We start from the raw sequence: 15050 nt of genomic DNA, 5'->3' as shown, positions 1-15050 counted from the left end.
GGAAATTTAGAGTAAGAGTACTTTATACCTTGCACATCAAAACTAAAAAAGTCCTAATCACAAAATAGTGATTAGAACTAATTTAAGAAATTTACCAACAACAGTTGTCAAAGAGCCGAAAAAACCCGAGTAAATTAAACCAGAGTGATAATTGATCCTTTTATCACTCGAATTTAATTTACTCGGCATTTGTTACTCGAGTTCATTCATAGTGCGGCAAGAGAGATTCGAACCCTCGACCTACGGTTTAGAAGACCGTTGCTCTATCCAGCTGAGCTATTGCCGCATAACAATAAAACAACATGTATAATTATAAGTGAATATACGGATCAAGTCAATCCGAAAACCCACATATTTGGTACGGAAAACGGGTTTAATGTGACACTTTTGATATGGCTCACTTTAATATAACGGGTAAAAATGTAACGGTTAAGGATACAGCCTTTAAAACACTTATCATCTTTTGTCACAATTTAATCGAATGCAATTGAAATCTTGAGAATTCGCTGATAAAATGAAGTTAGTTTTATGAGTTACATTAACAATACTTTTGGAGTAGTATTGTTTACCTTTTGGATTAATTGTGTTTGATTTGAAAGTCGATTTTTTGTTTTTGTAGGCATGGTTTTTAGTTGAGGTGTTCATTGAGGGGTGTCGCTTTGCTAAGGGATGGGGGTAAATATGAGTAGAATGATTGAGATGAAGGGCAAGCAGTTTGGACGACTAACGGTGATTCGGCAAAATGGGCAAGATCCCAAGAATGCCGATTTATTGTGGGAATGTCGTTGCAGTTGCGGCAATATCGTTACGGTTGATGGTTCACGGCTTCGTGGCGGTTATGTGCGCAGTTGCGGGTGCTTGCGCAGAGAGTTAGCTCGGGAGAGATACAGCCAAAATGCTGGCTTTACCAAGAATATGGGTAATCCTCAAAATTTGCGAACAAGTGATGGCATTATGGTTTCTTCCATTAAAGAATCACAGCGTAATACTTCGGGTGTGGTTGGTGTTTCCTACGATAAAACAACGGGACGCTGGCTGTCACGATTAATGTATAAGGGACGTTACGTTTTACTTAAAAGTTTTGATACTAAAGCTGAAGCCGTTGAGGCACGTAAAGCAGCTGAAAATTTATATTGGCATAAAGCAGAATCTGGTAATAAGCAAACGGTAGGGTAGAACCGTGAAAACGGTTGGGTTATCCAAGCCCTACTGGTGTTAATAATTAGTCCAAAAAAGGTTTAAAAAGGCGCTGAATCATTCAGCGCCTTTTTGAGTGTCCAATAAATTCAGTTAAAGTGTTAATGCTTAAATTTAACAGCTGTTCCATACGCCGCGACTGACTGCATATCAGTACCAATTGAACCCGAGTCAAAGCGCATCATTACCACTGCATCGGCGCCAAGGTCAACGGCATTTTGTCTTAATCGCTCGATAGCGATATCCCTCGCTTCAACCAGCATTTTGGTATAGTCTTTAATTTCACCGCCGACGATATTTTTAAGTCCGGCACCGATATTTCTGACCACGTTTTTTGATTGAGTCGTTAGGCCAAAGACTTCGCCAATAATCTCGTATTCTTGACCAGGAATTCTTTCGGTAGTTGTAACGATAATTTCTGACATGGGAATACCCCCTTTAAGTTTGTATTCAGTGTATCATGCTCCTGCCAAAGGGACAAATTGTCATGGTAAAACCTTAATGACTTCTCCGGCCTGAACGCAACGTTTTTCGTGAGTAATTGAATTTTCAATGATTAACTGACCCAAGTTGTTGACATCAACGACTTCTCCACTTATCTCTGAACGGCCGATTTGAAGTTTGACGCGGCGGTTTATCAAGGTTAGACGACGTTTGTATTCAGCGATAAATTTCGAATTGGTATAGGTTCTGGCAGATTGGAAAAGCGCTTTGACCAAGGTCATTAAAAATTGCTGACGCTGTAATTCGGAAGGGGCAGATTTGAGCAAATTTCCAGCAACATTTTGAATTTCGGTTGGAAAATCTGGTTGAAAGAGGTTAATACCAACCCCGATGATCACTGATTGATCGTCAGATTGTTCCACTAAAATGCCAGCAACTTTACGTCCTACTAGATAAATGTCGTTTACCCATTTAACGTCAACTGTGATAGCGAAACTGTCTTGAATGGCGTGCACGATACCCAAAGCGAGACTGGTGGTAAACAGGCCCACTTTATTAGTCTCAATTTTCTGATTCGGTAGGATGAGAGAGATATATAAGCCTCCAGTCGGAGAATAAAAGGGCCTTGAGCGTTTTCCCACGCCAGCTGTTTGCTGATCAGCCCATATCAGACAAGGCTGGTTCATTTTCGTTTTCCGGCAGATTTGTTTTGCGTACTGGTTAGTTGATTCAATTGACTTGAAATGCAACAAAGTGATTTTAGATTGAATATTCTGGCTTAGCTCACGGCTGATCAGTTCATCATCCATTTTGAATGCCCCCCCTAAATGTGATTATTCTAGCATACTTATTTTGCGCCGTCATTTGAATATATAGCTTGATGTTCAAAGTATTAATGAATCGAAAAAATAAAAAAAAAGGCCTTTATTAGTAGACAATTTGGTTGTACAGGGCTGAAACCTGGAAATTACTTGACAGCGACTTCGATTTTAGAATATGATACTGCCATCAAATACTTTGATGTTTGAAATAGTTTTGAAGGAGGTGCTTTGCAACGTATGCAATTAACTTCTCAAGAGATTCAAGAGCTGATTCCTAACCGATTTCCGATTTTTTACATGGATGGTGTTAAAGAACTTAATGCTGGTGAATCAATTACCGCTATTAAGAACGTCACCGCTGACGAGAGCTTTGTGAATGGCTTTTGTCCGGGTGAATACGTGATGCCACCGGCTTTGATTGTTGAATCACTTGCACAGGCGGCTTCAATTTTAATCTTGAAATCACCGGCTTTTGCTCATAAAACGGCTTATCTTGGTGGTGTGCCTAAAGCCGAATTTCTGCAGGCCGTTCATGCTGCTGATCAGTTAGAGCTGAGAGTTCAGATGAAGAAGCAGCGTGATAACATGGGCGTCGTTTCGTGTCAGGCTGTGGTTAACGAAGGAGTGGTTTTGACGGCTGAACTGATGTTTATCGTTGAACCGGAAGAAACCGTGCATTGACCGCCGATATTCTCACTGCTATTATTTTGAGGTTAGGATTATTTGAGAGTCAAAATGGGTGGTGGCTATATGGATTATGCTACGGCGAAAAGAATCAATCAATTATTAACAACGGTTTATGGTGACATTGTCCGGGTGGAGGAATTAGCGCTAAGAACGAGTCAGTTTAAGGATATCTCCATCAAGGAAGTGCACGCCGTAGATGCTATTTCAATGTATGAGCATAAAACGACTTCGCAGGTTGCTCGTGAGTTACGCATTACACCAGGGACTTTAACAACGATGGTTAATCATTTGGTCAGAAAAGACTACGTCCAGCGCATTAAAAGTGACGATGATCGCCGCTTTGTCCGTTTAGGGCTGACTCGTCGAGGCCGTCTGGTCTATCGGGCACATGAATCTTTTCACCGCAAAATGGTTGAAAGTTTTGCTAAAGATATGGACGATGAGCAACTTCAAATTATTGAAAAGGCATTGCTAAACCTAGAAGCATTTCTCGAATTTGCTTCACCAACGCCAGATAGATAAGTGAGGGGTTATTTAATGACAGGTATTCAAATTGTCCAAAGCGCTAATGCAGTGCCGGAACGGGTCGTCCCTAATGATGAGCTGAATGCCTATATGGAAACTTCAGACGAATGGATATCATCCCGCACTGGTATTAAACAGCGCCACGTTTCAACGGGTCAAACCACTGGCGATCTATGCACTTCAGTGGCAATGCAATTACTGAATCAGTCTGGCTGGCGGGCCTCAACGCTAGATTTCATCATCGTAGCAACGATGTCACCTGACTATTTAACGCCCGCTACCGCAGCCATTGTTCAGGGCAGGATCGGTGCCCAAAATGCTTTTGCGTTTGATGTAAACGCCGCATGTTCCGGTTTTATTTATGGCCTGAGTGTTGCAGAAGGTTTCCTGCACGCTACCGGTAGCCGCGGCATGCTCATTGGCGGTGAAGTATTGTCAAAGTTGGTTGATTGGCATGAACGTTCTACTGCCGTTTTGTTTGGCGATGGTGCAGCAGGGGTATTGCTCGAAAATAAAGCGGGCGGCAAGTCAGCTATTTTAGCCAGCGATTTGCAAACGATTGGCAACCTGGGCAATCGGCTTACTGCTGGGTATCAGCCCGTAAACTCCGTTTTTACAACGGATGCGACGGATAAGCATCAAGCTTATTTTGAAATGGACGGCCGGGCGGTTTATAAGTTTGCCACTCATCAAGTTCCTGAATCCATCGAGCGGGCAGTTCAAAAGGCTGGCCTATTAGTTCATGACATTGACTATTTTATTTTACATCAGGCCAATCAACGAATTATTGATCAAATTGCAAGACGGCTGTCACAGCCGAGTGATAAATTTTTATCGAATGTTGCTCACTTTGGAAATACTAGCGCGGCTAGCATTCCAATTTTACTGGATGAGGCCATTCGGAATGGCATCCTTCAGCGTGGTCAAGTTATCGCGTTGAGTGGTTTCGGTGGCGGATTAACCGTCGGCACGCAAATTATTAAATATTAAAAAGATGAAGGAGTTTAATTGATTATGACTAACGACGAAATTTTTTCAAAGGTACAGGCTATTATTGTTGATCAAACAGGTGAAGATGCTGACAAGGTAACGCTGACAACCAACATTAAACAGGATCTGGATGCCGATAGTTTGGATATTTTCGAGGTGATCAACGAAATCGAAGACGAATTTGACATTAAGATTGAAACTGAAGAAGGTATTGAAACCGTGTCTGACCTCGTGACCTTTGTTGAAAAACAATTAGCTGATAAGGAGTAAACCTAAACTTATGCAAGTAGATCCATTTATGCAGTCATTAGGATTAAAGTATCCGATTTTTCAAGGCGGTATGGCATGGGTCGCAGATGGCCGGTTAGCAGCTGCTGTATCAAACGCTGGCGGATTGGGCATTATCGGTGCTGGTCACGCGTCAGGTGCAGTTGTAGCGCAAGAAATTGAGCGGGCCAGATCATTGAGTGATCGGCCGATTGGCGTCAACGTGATGCTATTATCACCGCACGTAGAAGACGTCGTAAAGGTTATTTTAAAAGCACATGAGCGTATCACGGTTGTGACCACCGGCGCTGGGGATCCGTCTAAATACTTGCCAGACTTTAAAGCCGCGGCTATTAAAGTCGTCCCCGTTGTGGCCTCTGTAGCACAAGCTAAGCGGATGGCACGAGTTGGTGCTGATGCTGTAGTGGCTGAGGGCATGGAGTCTGGTGGGCATATTGGTAAATTGACAACGATGGCTTTAGTTCCTCAAGTAGTTGATGCCCTTAACATTCCGGTGATTGCCGCCGGTGGCATTGCGGATGGCCGTGGCTTAGCAGCGGCTATCATGCTGGGCGCTGTGGGTGTTCAAATGGGCACCAGGTTCTTGGTAGCTGCTGAATCAAAGGTTCATCCCGACTATAAAAAGGCGGTGCTCAAAGCCAAGGATATCGACACGGTGATCACTGGTGAATATGCCGGGCATCCGGCTCGAGTTTTAAAAAATCCAATGGCCAATCGTTTTATGAGACTTGAAAAAAAGGAAGCTGCTAAAAGCAATCCGGATTTTAGTGAAGTCGAGGCAATTGGCAATGGTAGCCTGAAAACTGCTGTCTTAACCGGAGATCGTGAAAACGGTGCTTATATGGCAGGTCAGGTAGCCGGCTTGGTTACACAGGCTCAACCGGCGGCCGATATTTTAGCTGATGTTTATCAGCAAGCGACACAATTGATGGGTGGTGACTAAGCTTGAAAGTCGGGTTATTATTTAGCGGTCAAGGTGCTCAAAAAACGGGTATGGGAAAAGATCTTTATCAGCAAAATGCAACTTACAAGACCGTTATTGACCATGCTAGTCAGATTCTGGAGATTGATTTGCCCAAATTATACTTTGACCCTGCCGCAACGGATCAGTTATCAGAAACACGGTATACGCAGCCAGCCATCGTGGCCATGAGCTGTGCATTGTACCAGGTAGTTAAAAATGAATTGCCAACCGTAACTGCAGGTATTGGCCTTAGTTTAGGTGAATACAGTGCGCTTGTGGCCAGCGGTTTTATGAGCACCGAACAAGCATTGAAACTGGTTCGACTGCGTGGTGAGCTGATGCAGCAAGCGAGTGAGTCTCAGCCAAGTAAAATGGTTGCCGTCATGAATACCGCCACCGATTTAATTCAAGAAGCGTGTGATTCAGCGAAAACAACTGGTTTAGTGACGATTGCTAATATCAATACGCCCAAGCAAGTTGTGATTGGTGGTGAAGTTGCCGCAGTTGATGTGGCGGTTGTTTACCTTGAGGCCAAGGGTGTTAAACGGTTAGTACCACTCAGAGTTAGCGGGGCCTTTCATACGCCGCTGATGCAACCGGCACAAGCTAAACTGCATGATGCATTAGCGAAGCTTGAATGGCAGGAAGGTTTCTTTCCCGTGATCAGTACGACCACCGGGGAACCATTTTCGACTGGGGAGCTGACGCAAACCTTAACGCAGCAGCTGGTATCTACCACCCGATTCACGGATGCGATTCAACAACTGAATGGACAAGTCGATGCTGTGATTGAGCTGGGACCTGGGAAAACTTTGATGGGCTTTGCTCGGAAAACGGTTAAGGGGATCGATTATTATCACATTGATGATGTCAAGACCCTTAATGAAACGCTGACAGCTTTAAGGGGTGAATGAGTTTGGATTTAACTGATAAAACGGTTTTGGTGACCGGCAGTACTCAAGGTATCGGGCTAGCTATCGCACAGGCTTTTGCTAAGCAGGGGGCAAATATCGTGATCAATGGCCGTCATGCTGCTTCACAAGAAGTCATCGATGCCATTCAACGAGAAAACGTCATTTGTTGGGATCTGTCAGCTGATATTACTGATCCGGATGCTGTTCAAAAAATGATTAATGGCATTTACGAAAAAACCGATCACTTAGATATCGTGGTTAATAATGCTGGCATTGTCAATGACAAGCTGCTCAACCGAATGAGTGAGGCTGACTTCAGTCAGGTCATCAATACGAACCTAACGGGAACTTTTAACGTGATCAAAGCTTGCCTGCGACCCATGTATAAAGCCCGTAGCGGAGCATTTATTAACATGGCCAGTGTGATTGGATTAACGGGCAATATCGGCCAAGCTAACTACGCTGCTAGTAAAGCCGGCATTATTGGCTTAACGAAGTCCGTAGCTAAAGAAGCCGCCTTACGCGGCATCCGCTGCAACGCCATTGCGCCGGGTATGATTGATACCTCAATGACAGCGCAGTTAGCCGATAAAGTCAAAACAGAAATTCTAAAACAGATTCCGCTAAAACGCTTGGGATCAACTGCAGAAGTAGCCCAAGCAGCAATCTTCTTAGCTGAGAATGACTATATCACCGGTCAGACCATCACTGTTGATGGTGGCCTGACGATGCAATAAGGAGTGAAAGTATGACGAGAGTGGTAATTACAGGAATGGGTGCATTAACACCAATCGGTAATAGTGTCTCAGACTTTGAGGCTGGGTTAGCAGCTTCAAAGGTTGGTTTCCAACCAATCACACACTTTGATGCTAGCGATACCGGGATTACTTTAGCTGGTGAATTACATGATTTCGATCCGTTAAAGCGCTTAGGGAAAAAAGATCTACGCCGGATGGACACTTTTAGTCAGTACGCAATGTACGCCGCATCGGAGGCCGTTGAACAAGCGGGCATCGATGAAACGAACACTGAACCAGAAAGTATGGGTGTGATTTATGGTTCGGGCATCGGTGGTTTGACCACTATCCAAGAACAAGTCATCAAAATGCACGACAAAGGGCCACAAAGAGTTTCACCAATGTTTGTCCCAACAGCCATTTCTAATATGGCCTCAGGCAACATGGCTATTCGCTACCACACTAAAAACATTTGTACGACCATTGTCACGGCCTGCGCATCCGGCACTAATGCCATTGGTGAAGCCTTCCGGCAAATCAAAGAAGGCCGGGCACAAGTGATGCTTACTGGTGGTTCTGAAGCTTCAGTGAACGAAATTGGGATCGCTGGGTTTGCGGCGTTATCGACGTTGTCAAAAGCGACTGATCCCACAAAGGCCTCACTGCCATTTGATGCTAACCGGCTGGGCTTTGTTATGGGCGAAGGTGCTGGTACTTTGGTATTGGAATCATTGGAACACGCTCAAAAACGCAACGCTAAAATTTTAGCTGAAATTGTCGGCTATGGTGCTACTGCAGATGCTTATCACATGACGTCACCGGATCCCGAAGGCACACAGGCTGCTCGAGCAATGCAATTAGCGATTGATGAAGCTGGGGTTAAACCTGCTGAGGTTGGCTACATTAACGCCCACGGTACCGCTACGATGGGCAACGATAGCGCTGAATCAAAGGCCATTAATACCGTCTTTGGTCAGGATAGCGATGTGCTGGTATCCAGCACCAAGTCCATGACGGGACACCTTCTGGGAGCTGCTGGTGCCATTGAAGCCGTTGCTACGGTGAGTGCACTGCAAACGGGACAATTACCGGAAAATGTCGGCTTAATGAATCAAGATCCTGAATGTCAGGTCAACTTGGTGAATGCCGGCAACCGCGACCGCCAAACGGACTATGCAATCAGTAATTCATTTGGCTTTGGGGGACATAACGCCGTTTTGGCATTTAGAAAGTGGGCGGAATAATGACACTTGAAGAAATCCAGGCAATTATTCGCCAAATCAATGATAGTGATATTCGGGAGATCAACCTTGATTATCAAGATATCCACTTGTATCTGAATAAAAACGAGAATAGCCATCAGACTGCAGGAACAGTCAGTCAAGGTTCCACACCCGCTAAGAGCGAGAAGCCTTCCGAGGAGGCTCAGCCGACGGAACAAACTAAAAATCAGTCGGCTGAATCACCAAAGACAGAAGCAACGACGATTAAAGCACCGCTGGTTGGTGTAATTTACCTCAAGCCGTCGCCTGATCAGCCAGCCTACAAAAAGGTTGGTGACCACGTGAGTGCCGGCGAAGTAGTCTGTGTGATCGAAGCGATGAAGATGATGACTGAAATCAAGAGCAAAGTGGCCGGTACCATCTCGAAGATTTTAGTTGAAAATGAAGAAGTGGTTGAATACGATCAGCCACTGTTTGAAGTAACTAAATGAGGTGACAAAATTTGTCAGAAGAAGCAGAAAAACACGAATTAGACGTTGTTGAGATCCAAAAAATTTTACCGCACAGATACCCCATGTTATTAGTGGACCGCGTACTTGATTACGTCCCCGGTGAAAAGGTCATTGCCAAAAAGAACGTTTCGGTTAATGAAGCCTTCTTCCAAGGCCATTTTCCCGGTAACCCGGTTATGCCCGGCGTCTTGATCGTTGAAGCAATGGCTCAGGCAGGTGCAATTGCGCTGCTGACCGTTCCTGAATTTCAGGGTAAGACCGCTTATTTTGGGGGCATGAATAAGGTTAAGTTTCGTCAAATGGTTAAACCGGGTGATAGCTTAACATTAGAAGTGACTTTAGATAAAGTTCGTGGTCATGCTGGATTGGGACATGGTGAAGCCTATGTTGAAGGTAAAAAAGTTTGTTCAGGAGATCTCACCTTTATGATTGGGTAGGTGAATAATATGTTTAGCAAGGTCTTAATCGCCAACCGTGGCGAAATCGCGGTGCGAATCATTCGGGCACTGCGCGAATTAAACGTTCAGTCGGTCGCCGTATACTCTACGGCGGACGCGGATGCACAGTACGTCAAACTCGCTGATGAGGCCGTCTGTGTGGGCGGGCCGCAACCCGCTGATTCGTACTTAAACATGCAAAATATCGTGAGTGCCGCAGTCCTCACTGGCGCAGAAGCCATTCATCCGGGGTACGGCTTTTTATCCGAAAATGAAGAATTTGCTGAGCTTTGTGAGACCTGTCAAATTACGTTTATTGGTCCCAAGCCAGAAACGATTTCTTTAATGGGTAACAAAGCCAATGCCAGGAGTCAAATGCAAGTCGGCAACGTACCGGTCATTCCGGGAAGTACGGGCTTTTTGAAGGACGAAGTTGACGCTGTTAAGGTTGCTGATGAAGTCGGTTATCCGGTGATGCTGAAAGCTGCTTCTGGTGGTGGTGGCAAGGGGATTCGCCGCGTTCAAAACGAGGGCGAAATGCGAACGGCTTACCAGTCAGCAACCAAGGAAGCACAGCTTTCTTTTGGTGACCAGCGGATGTATCTAGAGAAGATTGTTGCACCGGCCAAGCATATTGAAGTACAGGTTTTTGCCGATCAATTTGGGCACGTAGCAGCGTTTCCTGAACGGGACTGCTCCCTGCAACGCCGGCAGCAAAAGGTGCTAGAACTAAGCCCTTGTCCGGTAATGACCGGACAGGAACGGCATGATTTACAAACCATTGCGATTCGGGCGACTAAAACCATCAAGTACTTAAACACCGGAACGATTGAATTCTTAATGGATAGTGAACATCATTTTTATTTTATGGAAATGAATACCAGAATCCAGGTAGAGCATCCAATCACGGAAGCTGTGAGTGGCATCGACTTAGTTAAGGAACAAGTCAGAGTTGCCTCGGGGGAAGCATTGTCATTTAAACAGTCAGACTTAACCCCTAAGGGCTTTGCGGTTGAAGCCCGGGTCAACGCAGAGGACCCCGCCTTGAACTTTATGCCGCAGGCCGGGGTAGTTAAGCAACTGAAATTACCTGGTGGACCAGGTATTCGTGTTGACAGTGGGATTCAAGCTGGGGATATGATTTCACCGTTCTATGATTCAATGATCGTGAAAATCATTGCCCACGCCAATACGTATCCGGAGGCACTGAAAAAGCTCATTGAGGCACTGGACGAATTTGAATTAGACGGAATCGCTGCCAATCAAAGCTTTTTAGCAGCTTTGTTAGCAGATCCGGTGGTGCAGCAAGGGACTGCCACCACAGATTACGTTACCAAGAAATTTATGCCAATCTTTACGAAACAAGTTGTGCGGGAGGTGTCATAGATGTCTTTTGGGGAACATGTTAAGCGGTTCTCGTCACGTTCCGTATCAATGTTGAAACATTACCAGGCAAAGGTGCCAAGCGGTATCTGGCAGGAATGTCCGCGCTGTCACGCCGGCTTTTACTTTAAGCGGGCTGGTCAATACCGGGTCTGTCCAGAATGTGGTTATGGTTTTCGAGTGACTGCTCACCGTCGCTTAAAGATGCTGACTAAACACTTCGAGGAGTGGGATGCTGATTTAGAAACCAAGGATCCAACCGAGTTTCCGGAATATGACCGTAAAATTAAAAAAGCACAGTCAATGACCCATCTGAAAGATGGTGTGCTGACGGGTAAAGCAGCAATTGGTGATTATCCGGCTGCCTTTGGGATCATGGATCCCTTATTTATTATGGGCAGTTTGGGGACTGCCAACGGTGAACGAATCACCCGTATGTTTGAGAAAGCCACGCAACAGCAACTGCCAGTTATTTTACTCACGGCGTCTGGTGGTGCCAGAATGCAGGAAGGCATTTTTTCCTTGATGCAAATGGCAAAGATCAGCCAAGCGGTTAATACTCATTCAGCCGCTGGCCTCGCCTATATATCGGTCATCATGGATCCTACTACGGGTGGCGTCACGGCCAGCTTTGCCAGTCAAGCTGACATTACACTAGCCGAACCCAAAGCCCTGTTTGGCTTTACGGGCAAACGCGTGATCGAACAAACGATCAACAAACAGTTACCCAATGATTTTCAAAGCGTGGAGAACAGTTATAAACGCGGTTTCATTGATGAAATCGTACCACGTGAGCACATGGCTGAACGGCTTAGCCAATTACTAAACATCTTTGAAGCTCAAAAGTGGGGTGAGGACTAGTGGCGGATACACAATCAGTGATCGCCGGTGCGAGAAGTGACCGTAAAGCGAACGTTTATGAAATTATTGATCAATTATTAACGGATTTTTTTGAATTGCATGGCGACCAAGTGTCTGGCGATGATTCGGCTGTCGTGACCGGCCTGGCTAAACTGTCGGGTCATCCCGTTGCCGTGATTGCAACGCAAAAGGGTAATAATCTAGAAGAACGGATGGCAACCCATTTTGGCAGTCCTGAACCCATGGGCTACCGCAAATCTTTACGGGTCATGAAGCTGGCAGAAAAATTAAACTTTCCTATCATTACACTGATCAACACTCCCGGTGCATACCCTGGTGCGGATGCTGAAGCTTCTGGTCAGGGACAGATGATTGCCAAAAACATCAGTGAAATGTTAAAGTTAAAGGTGCCAATTTTAACGTTAATTATCGGTGAAGCCGGTTCTGGCGGTGCGTTAGCGCTAGCGTGTTCGGATCAGATTTGGATGTTTGAAAATAGTATGTATTCGGTACTTTCACCAGAGGGATTTGCTTCGATTATGTGGAAGAATGCACACCTGGCGGATAAGGCAGCTAAACTGATGCGGTTAACACCGGACTGGCTGCTAAAACAGCACGCGATTCACCGGATTATTCCGGAGAGTATGCTGGCGGATGGTACTTTGAAGATCGCAATGACAGGTGCAATTCGAACGTTAAGTCATCAGGATCCAACCGAGCGCCTCAGCAATCGAGCAGCCTTCTTTAGAAGATTTTAGTGGTTTGTTCATTCTAAGGGTTGACGGATGCCTATAAGTTTTGTAAAATACAGTTTGTTGTATTTGTGGGCTTCCACAGCTGCAACCGCACGGGCCAAGTCTTAAGTCTGCTAAGCAGCGCTTGTTCTCGGCGAGTCTAAGTGTTTAATTCAGAAGGAGGTGCACATACATGTACGCAATTATCGTAACTGGCGGTAAGCAATACCGCGTTCAACAAGGCGAAGCAGTCTACGTTGAAAAACTTAATGCCAATGCAGGCGACAAGGTTACTTTTGACCAAGTTGTTTTTGTTGGTGGCGATTCAACTAAGGTTGGGACACCATTAGTTTCAGGTGCTTCAGTAACTGGAACTGTTGAAAAGCAAGGCCAAGAAAAGAAGGTTGTTACCTTCAAGTACAAGCCTAAGAAGGGTCAACACACGAAAGTTGGTCATCGTCAACCATATACCAAGGTTGTTATCGATGCTATCAACGCTTAATTCTGTGGGTGATCATTTATGATTCAAGCAGTATTTGACTACGATAATGCCGATCGGATCATTGGTTTTAAACTAACGGGTCATGCGGATAGCAGTCCTTACGGTAGTGATATCGTTTGTTCTGCCGTTTCAGCGCTTTCCATTAGTACGGTCAATGGTTTAGCTGCCGTGGCTTCAATCAAGCCAGTAGTAGTGGCAAAACAAGCAGAAGGTGGCTTTTTAAGCCTCCGGATGCCTCCGGTCGAGGACTATATTCAAGATCGGATTAGTCAAGCATTATTGCAAAGTTTTCAAAATGGACTTTTAGATGTCGAAAAACAATATTCGAAGTATATTCGAATCAACTAATCTTTTGTGGAGGTGAAACTCATGCTAGAAATGAATTTACAATTCTTCTCTCACCATAAAGGGGGCGGTTCTACTGCCAACGGTCGTAACTCTGCCGGACGTCGTCTCGGTACGAAGGCTGCTGACGGTTCAACTGTAACCGGCGGTTCAATCCTTTATCGTCAACGCGGTACGCACATTTATCCAGGTGCTAACGTTTTGCGCGGTAACGACGATACTTTGTATTCAAAGATCGACGGTGTCGTTCGCTTCGAACGTAAGGGCCGTGATAAGCGCCAAGTTTCCGTTTATCCTGTAACAGAAGCTGCAGCAAGATAATAAAAAAGGCCCCTAGGGGCCTTTTTTATTTGACTTAATACGCATATCGAAAGGGTGGCGTAACATGGACAGTCGACTTAGTCAGCTTCAATCGCAGTTTGATGATCTTCGAATTGAGGCCTTTTTAGTCACCGATTCAGTGAATAAACAGTATTTAACTGGATTTGATGGTGATGGTGTTGTTTTAGTGACAGCCCATCAATCTTATGTTATTACGGACTCAAGGTATGAAACGGCCTTAGAAAATCAGGCTCACGAATTTAATGTGGTTATCACCCGTTATTACCTTGAAGCAGCAGCGCAGCTAGTAAGTAACCAGCAAATCACGGTTTTAGGCTTTGAGGATAATATCCCGTTTCATGACTACGATCGAATCGATGAACTGATGAGTTCAGACATTGTACCGATGACGAATTTAATTGAACAGATGCGTGAACGCAAATCAACTGAGGAAATCAGTAAGCTTAAGAATGCCAGTCAAATGACGATCAAGGGATTCAATCGGCTTTTGCCGTACATAAAGCCCGGTGTAACGGAACGTTACTTGGCCAATCAGCTAGATGTTATTATGCGTGATTTGGGTGCCGAAAAAGCCAGTTTTGATACTATCGTGGCCAGTGGTCAGCGAGCAGCGTTGCCACACGGGGCAGCTACCGTCAAGCCAGTTCAGTCTGGTGAGATGATTACCATCGATTTTGGTTACTACTTTGATGGGTATACGTCTGATTTAACGCGGACGATTGCCTTAGGTGATCCTAGTGAAAAGCTTAAACGGGTTTATGGCATCGTTCAAACTGCCCAGCGGAAAATTATCGCCGCTATTAAGCCTGGGGTTAGTGGTAAGCAGTTAGATGAAATTGGCCGGCAGTTTATTTCAGAAGCTGGTTATGGCGACTACTTTAACCATGGTACGGGCCACGGCATTGGTTTAGATATTCATGAAGGACCAGCTCTGTCAATGCGTTCAGAGGACAAGATGATGGCTAGTAACGTGATCACAGTTGAGCCCGGCATCTATTTACCTGGACTTGGCGGGATTCGGATTGAAGACGATGTTTTAGTGACAGCGTCCGGTCAGGAAATTTTAACTCAGGGGCCAACGGACCTCATCATCTTATGATTCGCTAATTATTTGCGGGTGTAGCTTGCAATTACAGGCACTTAA

At 45.1% G+C, this 15050-nt stretch carries 20 protein-coding genes, 1 tRNA gene and 1 other annotated feature; of the genes, 18 read left to right on the top strand and 3 right to left on the bottom strand.

The window, feature by feature from the left end; genetic code table 11:
• Window positions 1-212: 212 nt before the first annotated feature.
• A tRNA-Arg gene (locus IWT5_RS08515) sits at window positions 213-286 on the bottom strand.
• A gap of 395 nt (window positions 287-681) precedes the next feature.
• Between IWT5_RS08515 and IWT5_RS08510 the strand changes: the two genes are divergently transcribed.
• Entirely contained in the window at window positions 682-1176 is a 495-nt protein-coding gene (locus IWT5_RS08510; RefSeq protein ID WP_089109531.1) for an AP2 domain-containing protein, read from the top strand.
• Between the two features lie 122 nt (window positions 1177-1298).
• On the opposite strand, the gene IWT5_RS08505 is transcribed toward IWT5_RS08510, so the two are convergent.
• Window positions 1299-1622: a heavy metal-binding domain-containing protein gene (locus IWT5_RS08505; protein ID WP_089109530.1), complete on the bottom strand. Its 324-nt coding sequence runs from the start codon at window positions 1620-1622 to the stop codon at window positions 1299-1301.
• Between the two features lie 60 nt (window positions 1623-1682).
• On the bottom strand, window positions 1683-2450 hold the full coding sequence (locus IWT5_RS08500; RefSeq protein ID WP_089109529.1) for a biotin--[acetyl-CoA-carboxylase] ligase: 768 nt from the start codon (window positions 2448-2450) through the stop codon (window positions 1683-1685).
• Window positions 2451-2699: 249 nt separating this feature from the next.
• On the opposite strand from IWT5_RS08500, the gene fabZ (IWT5_RS08495) reads away from it, so the two are divergent.
• The 17 genes from fabZ (IWT5_RS08495) to IWT5_RS08415 all read left to right on the top strand — a co-directional run bounded on the left by fabZ (IWT5_RS08495) (window position 2700) and on the right by IWT5_RS08415 (window position 15005).
• Window positions 2700-3143 carry a 3-hydroxyacyl-ACP dehydratase FabZ gene (fabZ, locus tag IWT5_RS08495; protein ID WP_089109528.1) on the top strand — a complete coding sequence of 148 codons (444 nt, stop codon included), beginning with the start codon at window positions 2700-2702 and terminating at the stop codon, window positions 3141-3143.
• A 69-nt stretch (window positions 3144-3212) separates the two neighbouring features.
• Complete coding sequence (locus tag IWT5_RS08490) at window positions 3213-3671, top strand: MarR family winged helix-turn-helix transcriptional regulator (protein ID WP_089109538.1); 459 nt, start codon at window positions 3213-3215, stop codon at window positions 3669-3671.
• A gap of 15 nt (window positions 3672-3686) precedes the next feature.
• Window positions 3687-4664, top strand: coding sequence for a beta-ketoacyl-ACP synthase III (locus tag IWT5_RS08485; RefSeq protein WP_089109527.1), 978 nt, complete (start codon window positions 3687-3689; stop codon window positions 4662-4664).
• A 24-nt stretch (window positions 4665-4688) separates the two neighbouring features.
• Entirely contained in the window at window positions 4689-4934 is a 246-nt protein-coding gene (locus IWT5_RS08480) for an acyl carrier protein (RefSeq protein WP_089109526.1), read from the top strand.
• A gap of 10 nt (window positions 4935-4944) precedes the next feature.
• Window positions 4945-5895 carry a nitronate monooxygenase gene (locus IWT5_RS08475; RefSeq protein WP_191981301.1) on the top strand — a complete coding sequence of 317 codons (951 nt, stop codon included), beginning with the start codon at window positions 4945-4947 and terminating at the stop codon, window positions 5893-5895.
• Window positions 5896-5897: 2 nt separating this feature from the next.
• Window positions 5898-6830 carry an ACP S-malonyltransferase gene (gene fabD / locus IWT5_RS08470; protein ID WP_089109525.1) on the top strand — a complete coding sequence of 311 codons (933 nt, stop codon included), beginning with the start codon at window positions 5898-5900 and terminating at the stop codon, window positions 6828-6830.
• A 2-nt stretch (window positions 6831-6832) separates the two neighbouring features.
• On the top strand, window positions 6833-7567 hold the full coding sequence (gene fabG, locus IWT5_RS08465) for a 3-oxoacyl-[acyl-carrier-protein] reductase (protein ID WP_089109524.1): 735 nt from the start codon (window positions 6833-6835) through the stop codon (window positions 7565-7567).
• 11 nt (window positions 7568-7578) lie between these two features.
• Complete coding sequence (fabF, locus tag IWT5_RS08460; protein WP_089109523.1) at window positions 7579-8811, top strand: beta-ketoacyl-ACP synthase II; 1233 nt, start codon at window positions 7579-7581, stop codon at window positions 8809-8811.
• Window positions 8811-9281, top strand: a complete 471-nt coding sequence (gene accB, locus IWT5_RS08455) for an acetyl-CoA carboxylase biotin carboxyl carrier protein (RefSeq protein ID WP_089109522.1) — start codon at window positions 8811-8813, stop codon at window positions 9279-9281. The genes fabF and accB overlap by 1 nt, the downstream gene beginning before the upstream one ends.
• An 11-nt stretch (window positions 9282-9292) precedes the next feature.
• Window positions 9293-9739 (top strand): 3-hydroxyacyl-ACP dehydratase FabZ, encoded by a 447-nt coding sequence (gene fabZ, locus IWT5_RS08450; protein WP_089109521.1) that lies wholly within the window; start codon window positions 9293-9295, stop codon window positions 9737-9739.
• A 9-nt stretch (window positions 9740-9748) separates the two neighbouring features.
• Entirely contained in the window at window positions 9749-11125 is a 1377-nt protein-coding gene (locus IWT5_RS08445; RefSeq protein ID WP_089109520.1) for an acetyl-CoA carboxylase biotin carboxylase subunit, read from the top strand.
• Window positions 11126-11983, top strand: a complete 858-nt coding sequence (locus IWT5_RS08440) for an acetyl-CoA carboxylase carboxyltransferase subunit beta (RefSeq protein ID WP_089109519.1) — start codon at window positions 11126-11128, stop codon at window positions 11981-11983. It begins immediately after the preceding gene.
• Window positions 11983-12741: an acetyl-CoA carboxylase carboxyltransferase subunit alpha gene (locus IWT5_RS08435; RefSeq protein ID WP_089109518.1), complete on the top strand. Its 759-nt coding sequence runs from the start codon at window positions 11983-11985 to the stop codon at window positions 12739-12741. The genes IWT5_RS08440 and IWT5_RS08435 overlap by 1 nt, the downstream gene beginning before the upstream one ends.
• Window positions 12742-12814: 73 nt before the next feature.
• Window positions 12815-12889 (top strand) — a sequence feature (ribosomal protein L21 leader region).
• A 21-nt stretch (window positions 12890-12910) separates the two neighbouring features.
• Entirely contained in the window at window positions 12911-13219 is a 309-nt protein-coding gene (gene rplU, locus IWT5_RS08430; protein ID WP_054655075.1) for a 50S ribosomal protein L21, read from the top strand.
• Window positions 13220-13237: 18 nt separating this feature from the next.
• A complete protein-coding gene (locus tag IWT5_RS08425) occupies window positions 13238-13567 on the top strand; it encodes a ribosomal-processing cysteine protease Prp (protein WP_089109517.1) in 330 nt (109 codons plus the stop codon).
• Window positions 13568-13588: 21 nt separating this feature from the next.
• Window positions 13589-13885 carry a 50S ribosomal protein L27 gene (rpmA, locus tag IWT5_RS08420; protein ID WP_089087702.1) on the top strand — a complete coding sequence of 99 codons (297 nt, stop codon included), beginning with the start codon at window positions 13589-13591 and terminating at the stop codon, window positions 13883-13885.
• Window positions 13886-13949: 64 nt separating this feature from the next.
• Window positions 13950-15005, top strand: coding sequence for a M24 family metallopeptidase (locus tag IWT5_RS08415; protein ID WP_089109516.1), 1056 nt, complete (start codon window positions 13950-13952; stop codon window positions 15003-15005).
• The last annotated feature ends 45 nt before the right edge of the window (window positions 15006-15050 follow it).

The sequence above is a fragment of the Secundilactobacillus mixtipabuli genome (assembly GCF_002217925.1).
GTDB classification, from domain to species: domain Bacteria; phylum Bacillota; class Bacilli; order Lactobacillales; family Lactobacillaceae; genus Secundilactobacillus; species Secundilactobacillus mixtipabuli.
The sequence above is the reverse complement of the archived record's forward strand: the minus strand, read 5'-3'. Positions and strand labels throughout refer to the sequence as shown.

Excerpts from the sequence above, each read along its gene's own strand:
- IWT5_RS08510 (WP_089109531.1), top strand. The coding sequence starts at position 682 with ATGAGTAGAATGATTGAGATGAAGGGCAAGCAGTTTGGACGACTAACG.
- IWT5_RS08505 (WP_089109530.1), bottom strand. The coding sequence starts at position 1,622 with ATGTCAGAAATTATCGTTACAACTACCGAAAGAATTCCTGGTCAAGAA.
- IWT5_RS08500 (WP_089109529.1), bottom strand. The coding sequence starts at position 2,450 with ATGGATGATGAACTGATCAGCCGTGAGCTAAGCCAGAATATTCAATCT.
- fabZ (WP_089109528.1), top strand. The coding sequence starts at position 2,700 with ATGCAATTAACTTCTCAAGAGATTCAAGAGCTGATTCCTAACCGATTT.
- IWT5_RS08490 (WP_089109538.1), top strand. The coding sequence starts at position 3,213 with ATGGATTATGCTACGGCGAAAAGAATCAATCAATTATTAACAACGGTT.
- IWT5_RS08485 (WP_089109527.1), top strand. The coding sequence starts at position 3,687 with ATGACAGGTATTCAAATTGTCCAAAGCGCTAATGCAGTGCCGGAACGG.
- IWT5_RS08480 (WP_089109526.1), top strand. The coding sequence starts at position 4,689 with ATGACTAACGACGAAATTTTTTCAAAGGTACAGGCTATTATTGTTGAT.
- IWT5_RS08475 (WP_191981301.1), top strand. The coding sequence starts at position 4,945 with ATGCAAGTAGATCCATTTATGCAGTCATTAGGATTAAAGTATCCGATT.
- fabF (WP_089109523.1), top strand. The coding sequence starts at position 7,579 with ATGACGAGAGTGGTAATTACAGGAATGGGTGCATTAACACCAATCGGT.
- accB (WP_089109522.1), top strand. The coding sequence starts at position 8,811 with ATGACACTTGAAGAAATCCAGGCAATTATTCGCCAAATCAATGATAGT.
- IWT5_RS08445 (WP_089109520.1), top strand. The coding sequence starts at position 9,749 with ATGTTTAGCAAGGTCTTAATCGCCAACCGTGGCGAAATCGCGGTGCGA.
- IWT5_RS08440 (WP_089109519.1), top strand. The coding sequence starts at position 11,126 with ATGTCTTTTGGGGAACATGTTAAGCGGTTCTCGTCACGTTCCGTATCA.
- rplU (WP_054655075.1), top strand. The coding sequence starts at position 12,911 with ATGTACGCAATTATCGTAACTGGCGGTAAGCAATACCGCGTTCAACAA.
- IWT5_RS08425 (WP_089109517.1), top strand. The coding sequence starts at position 13,238 with ATGATTCAAGCAGTATTTGACTACGATAATGCCGATCGGATCATTGGT.
- rpmA (WP_089087702.1), top strand. The coding sequence starts at position 13,589 with ATGCTAGAAATGAATTTACAATTCTTCTCTCACCATAAAGGGGGCGGT.
- IWT5_RS08415 (WP_089109516.1), top strand. The coding sequence starts at position 13,950 with ATGGACAGTCGACTTAGTCAGCTTCAATCGCAGTTTGATGATCTTCGA.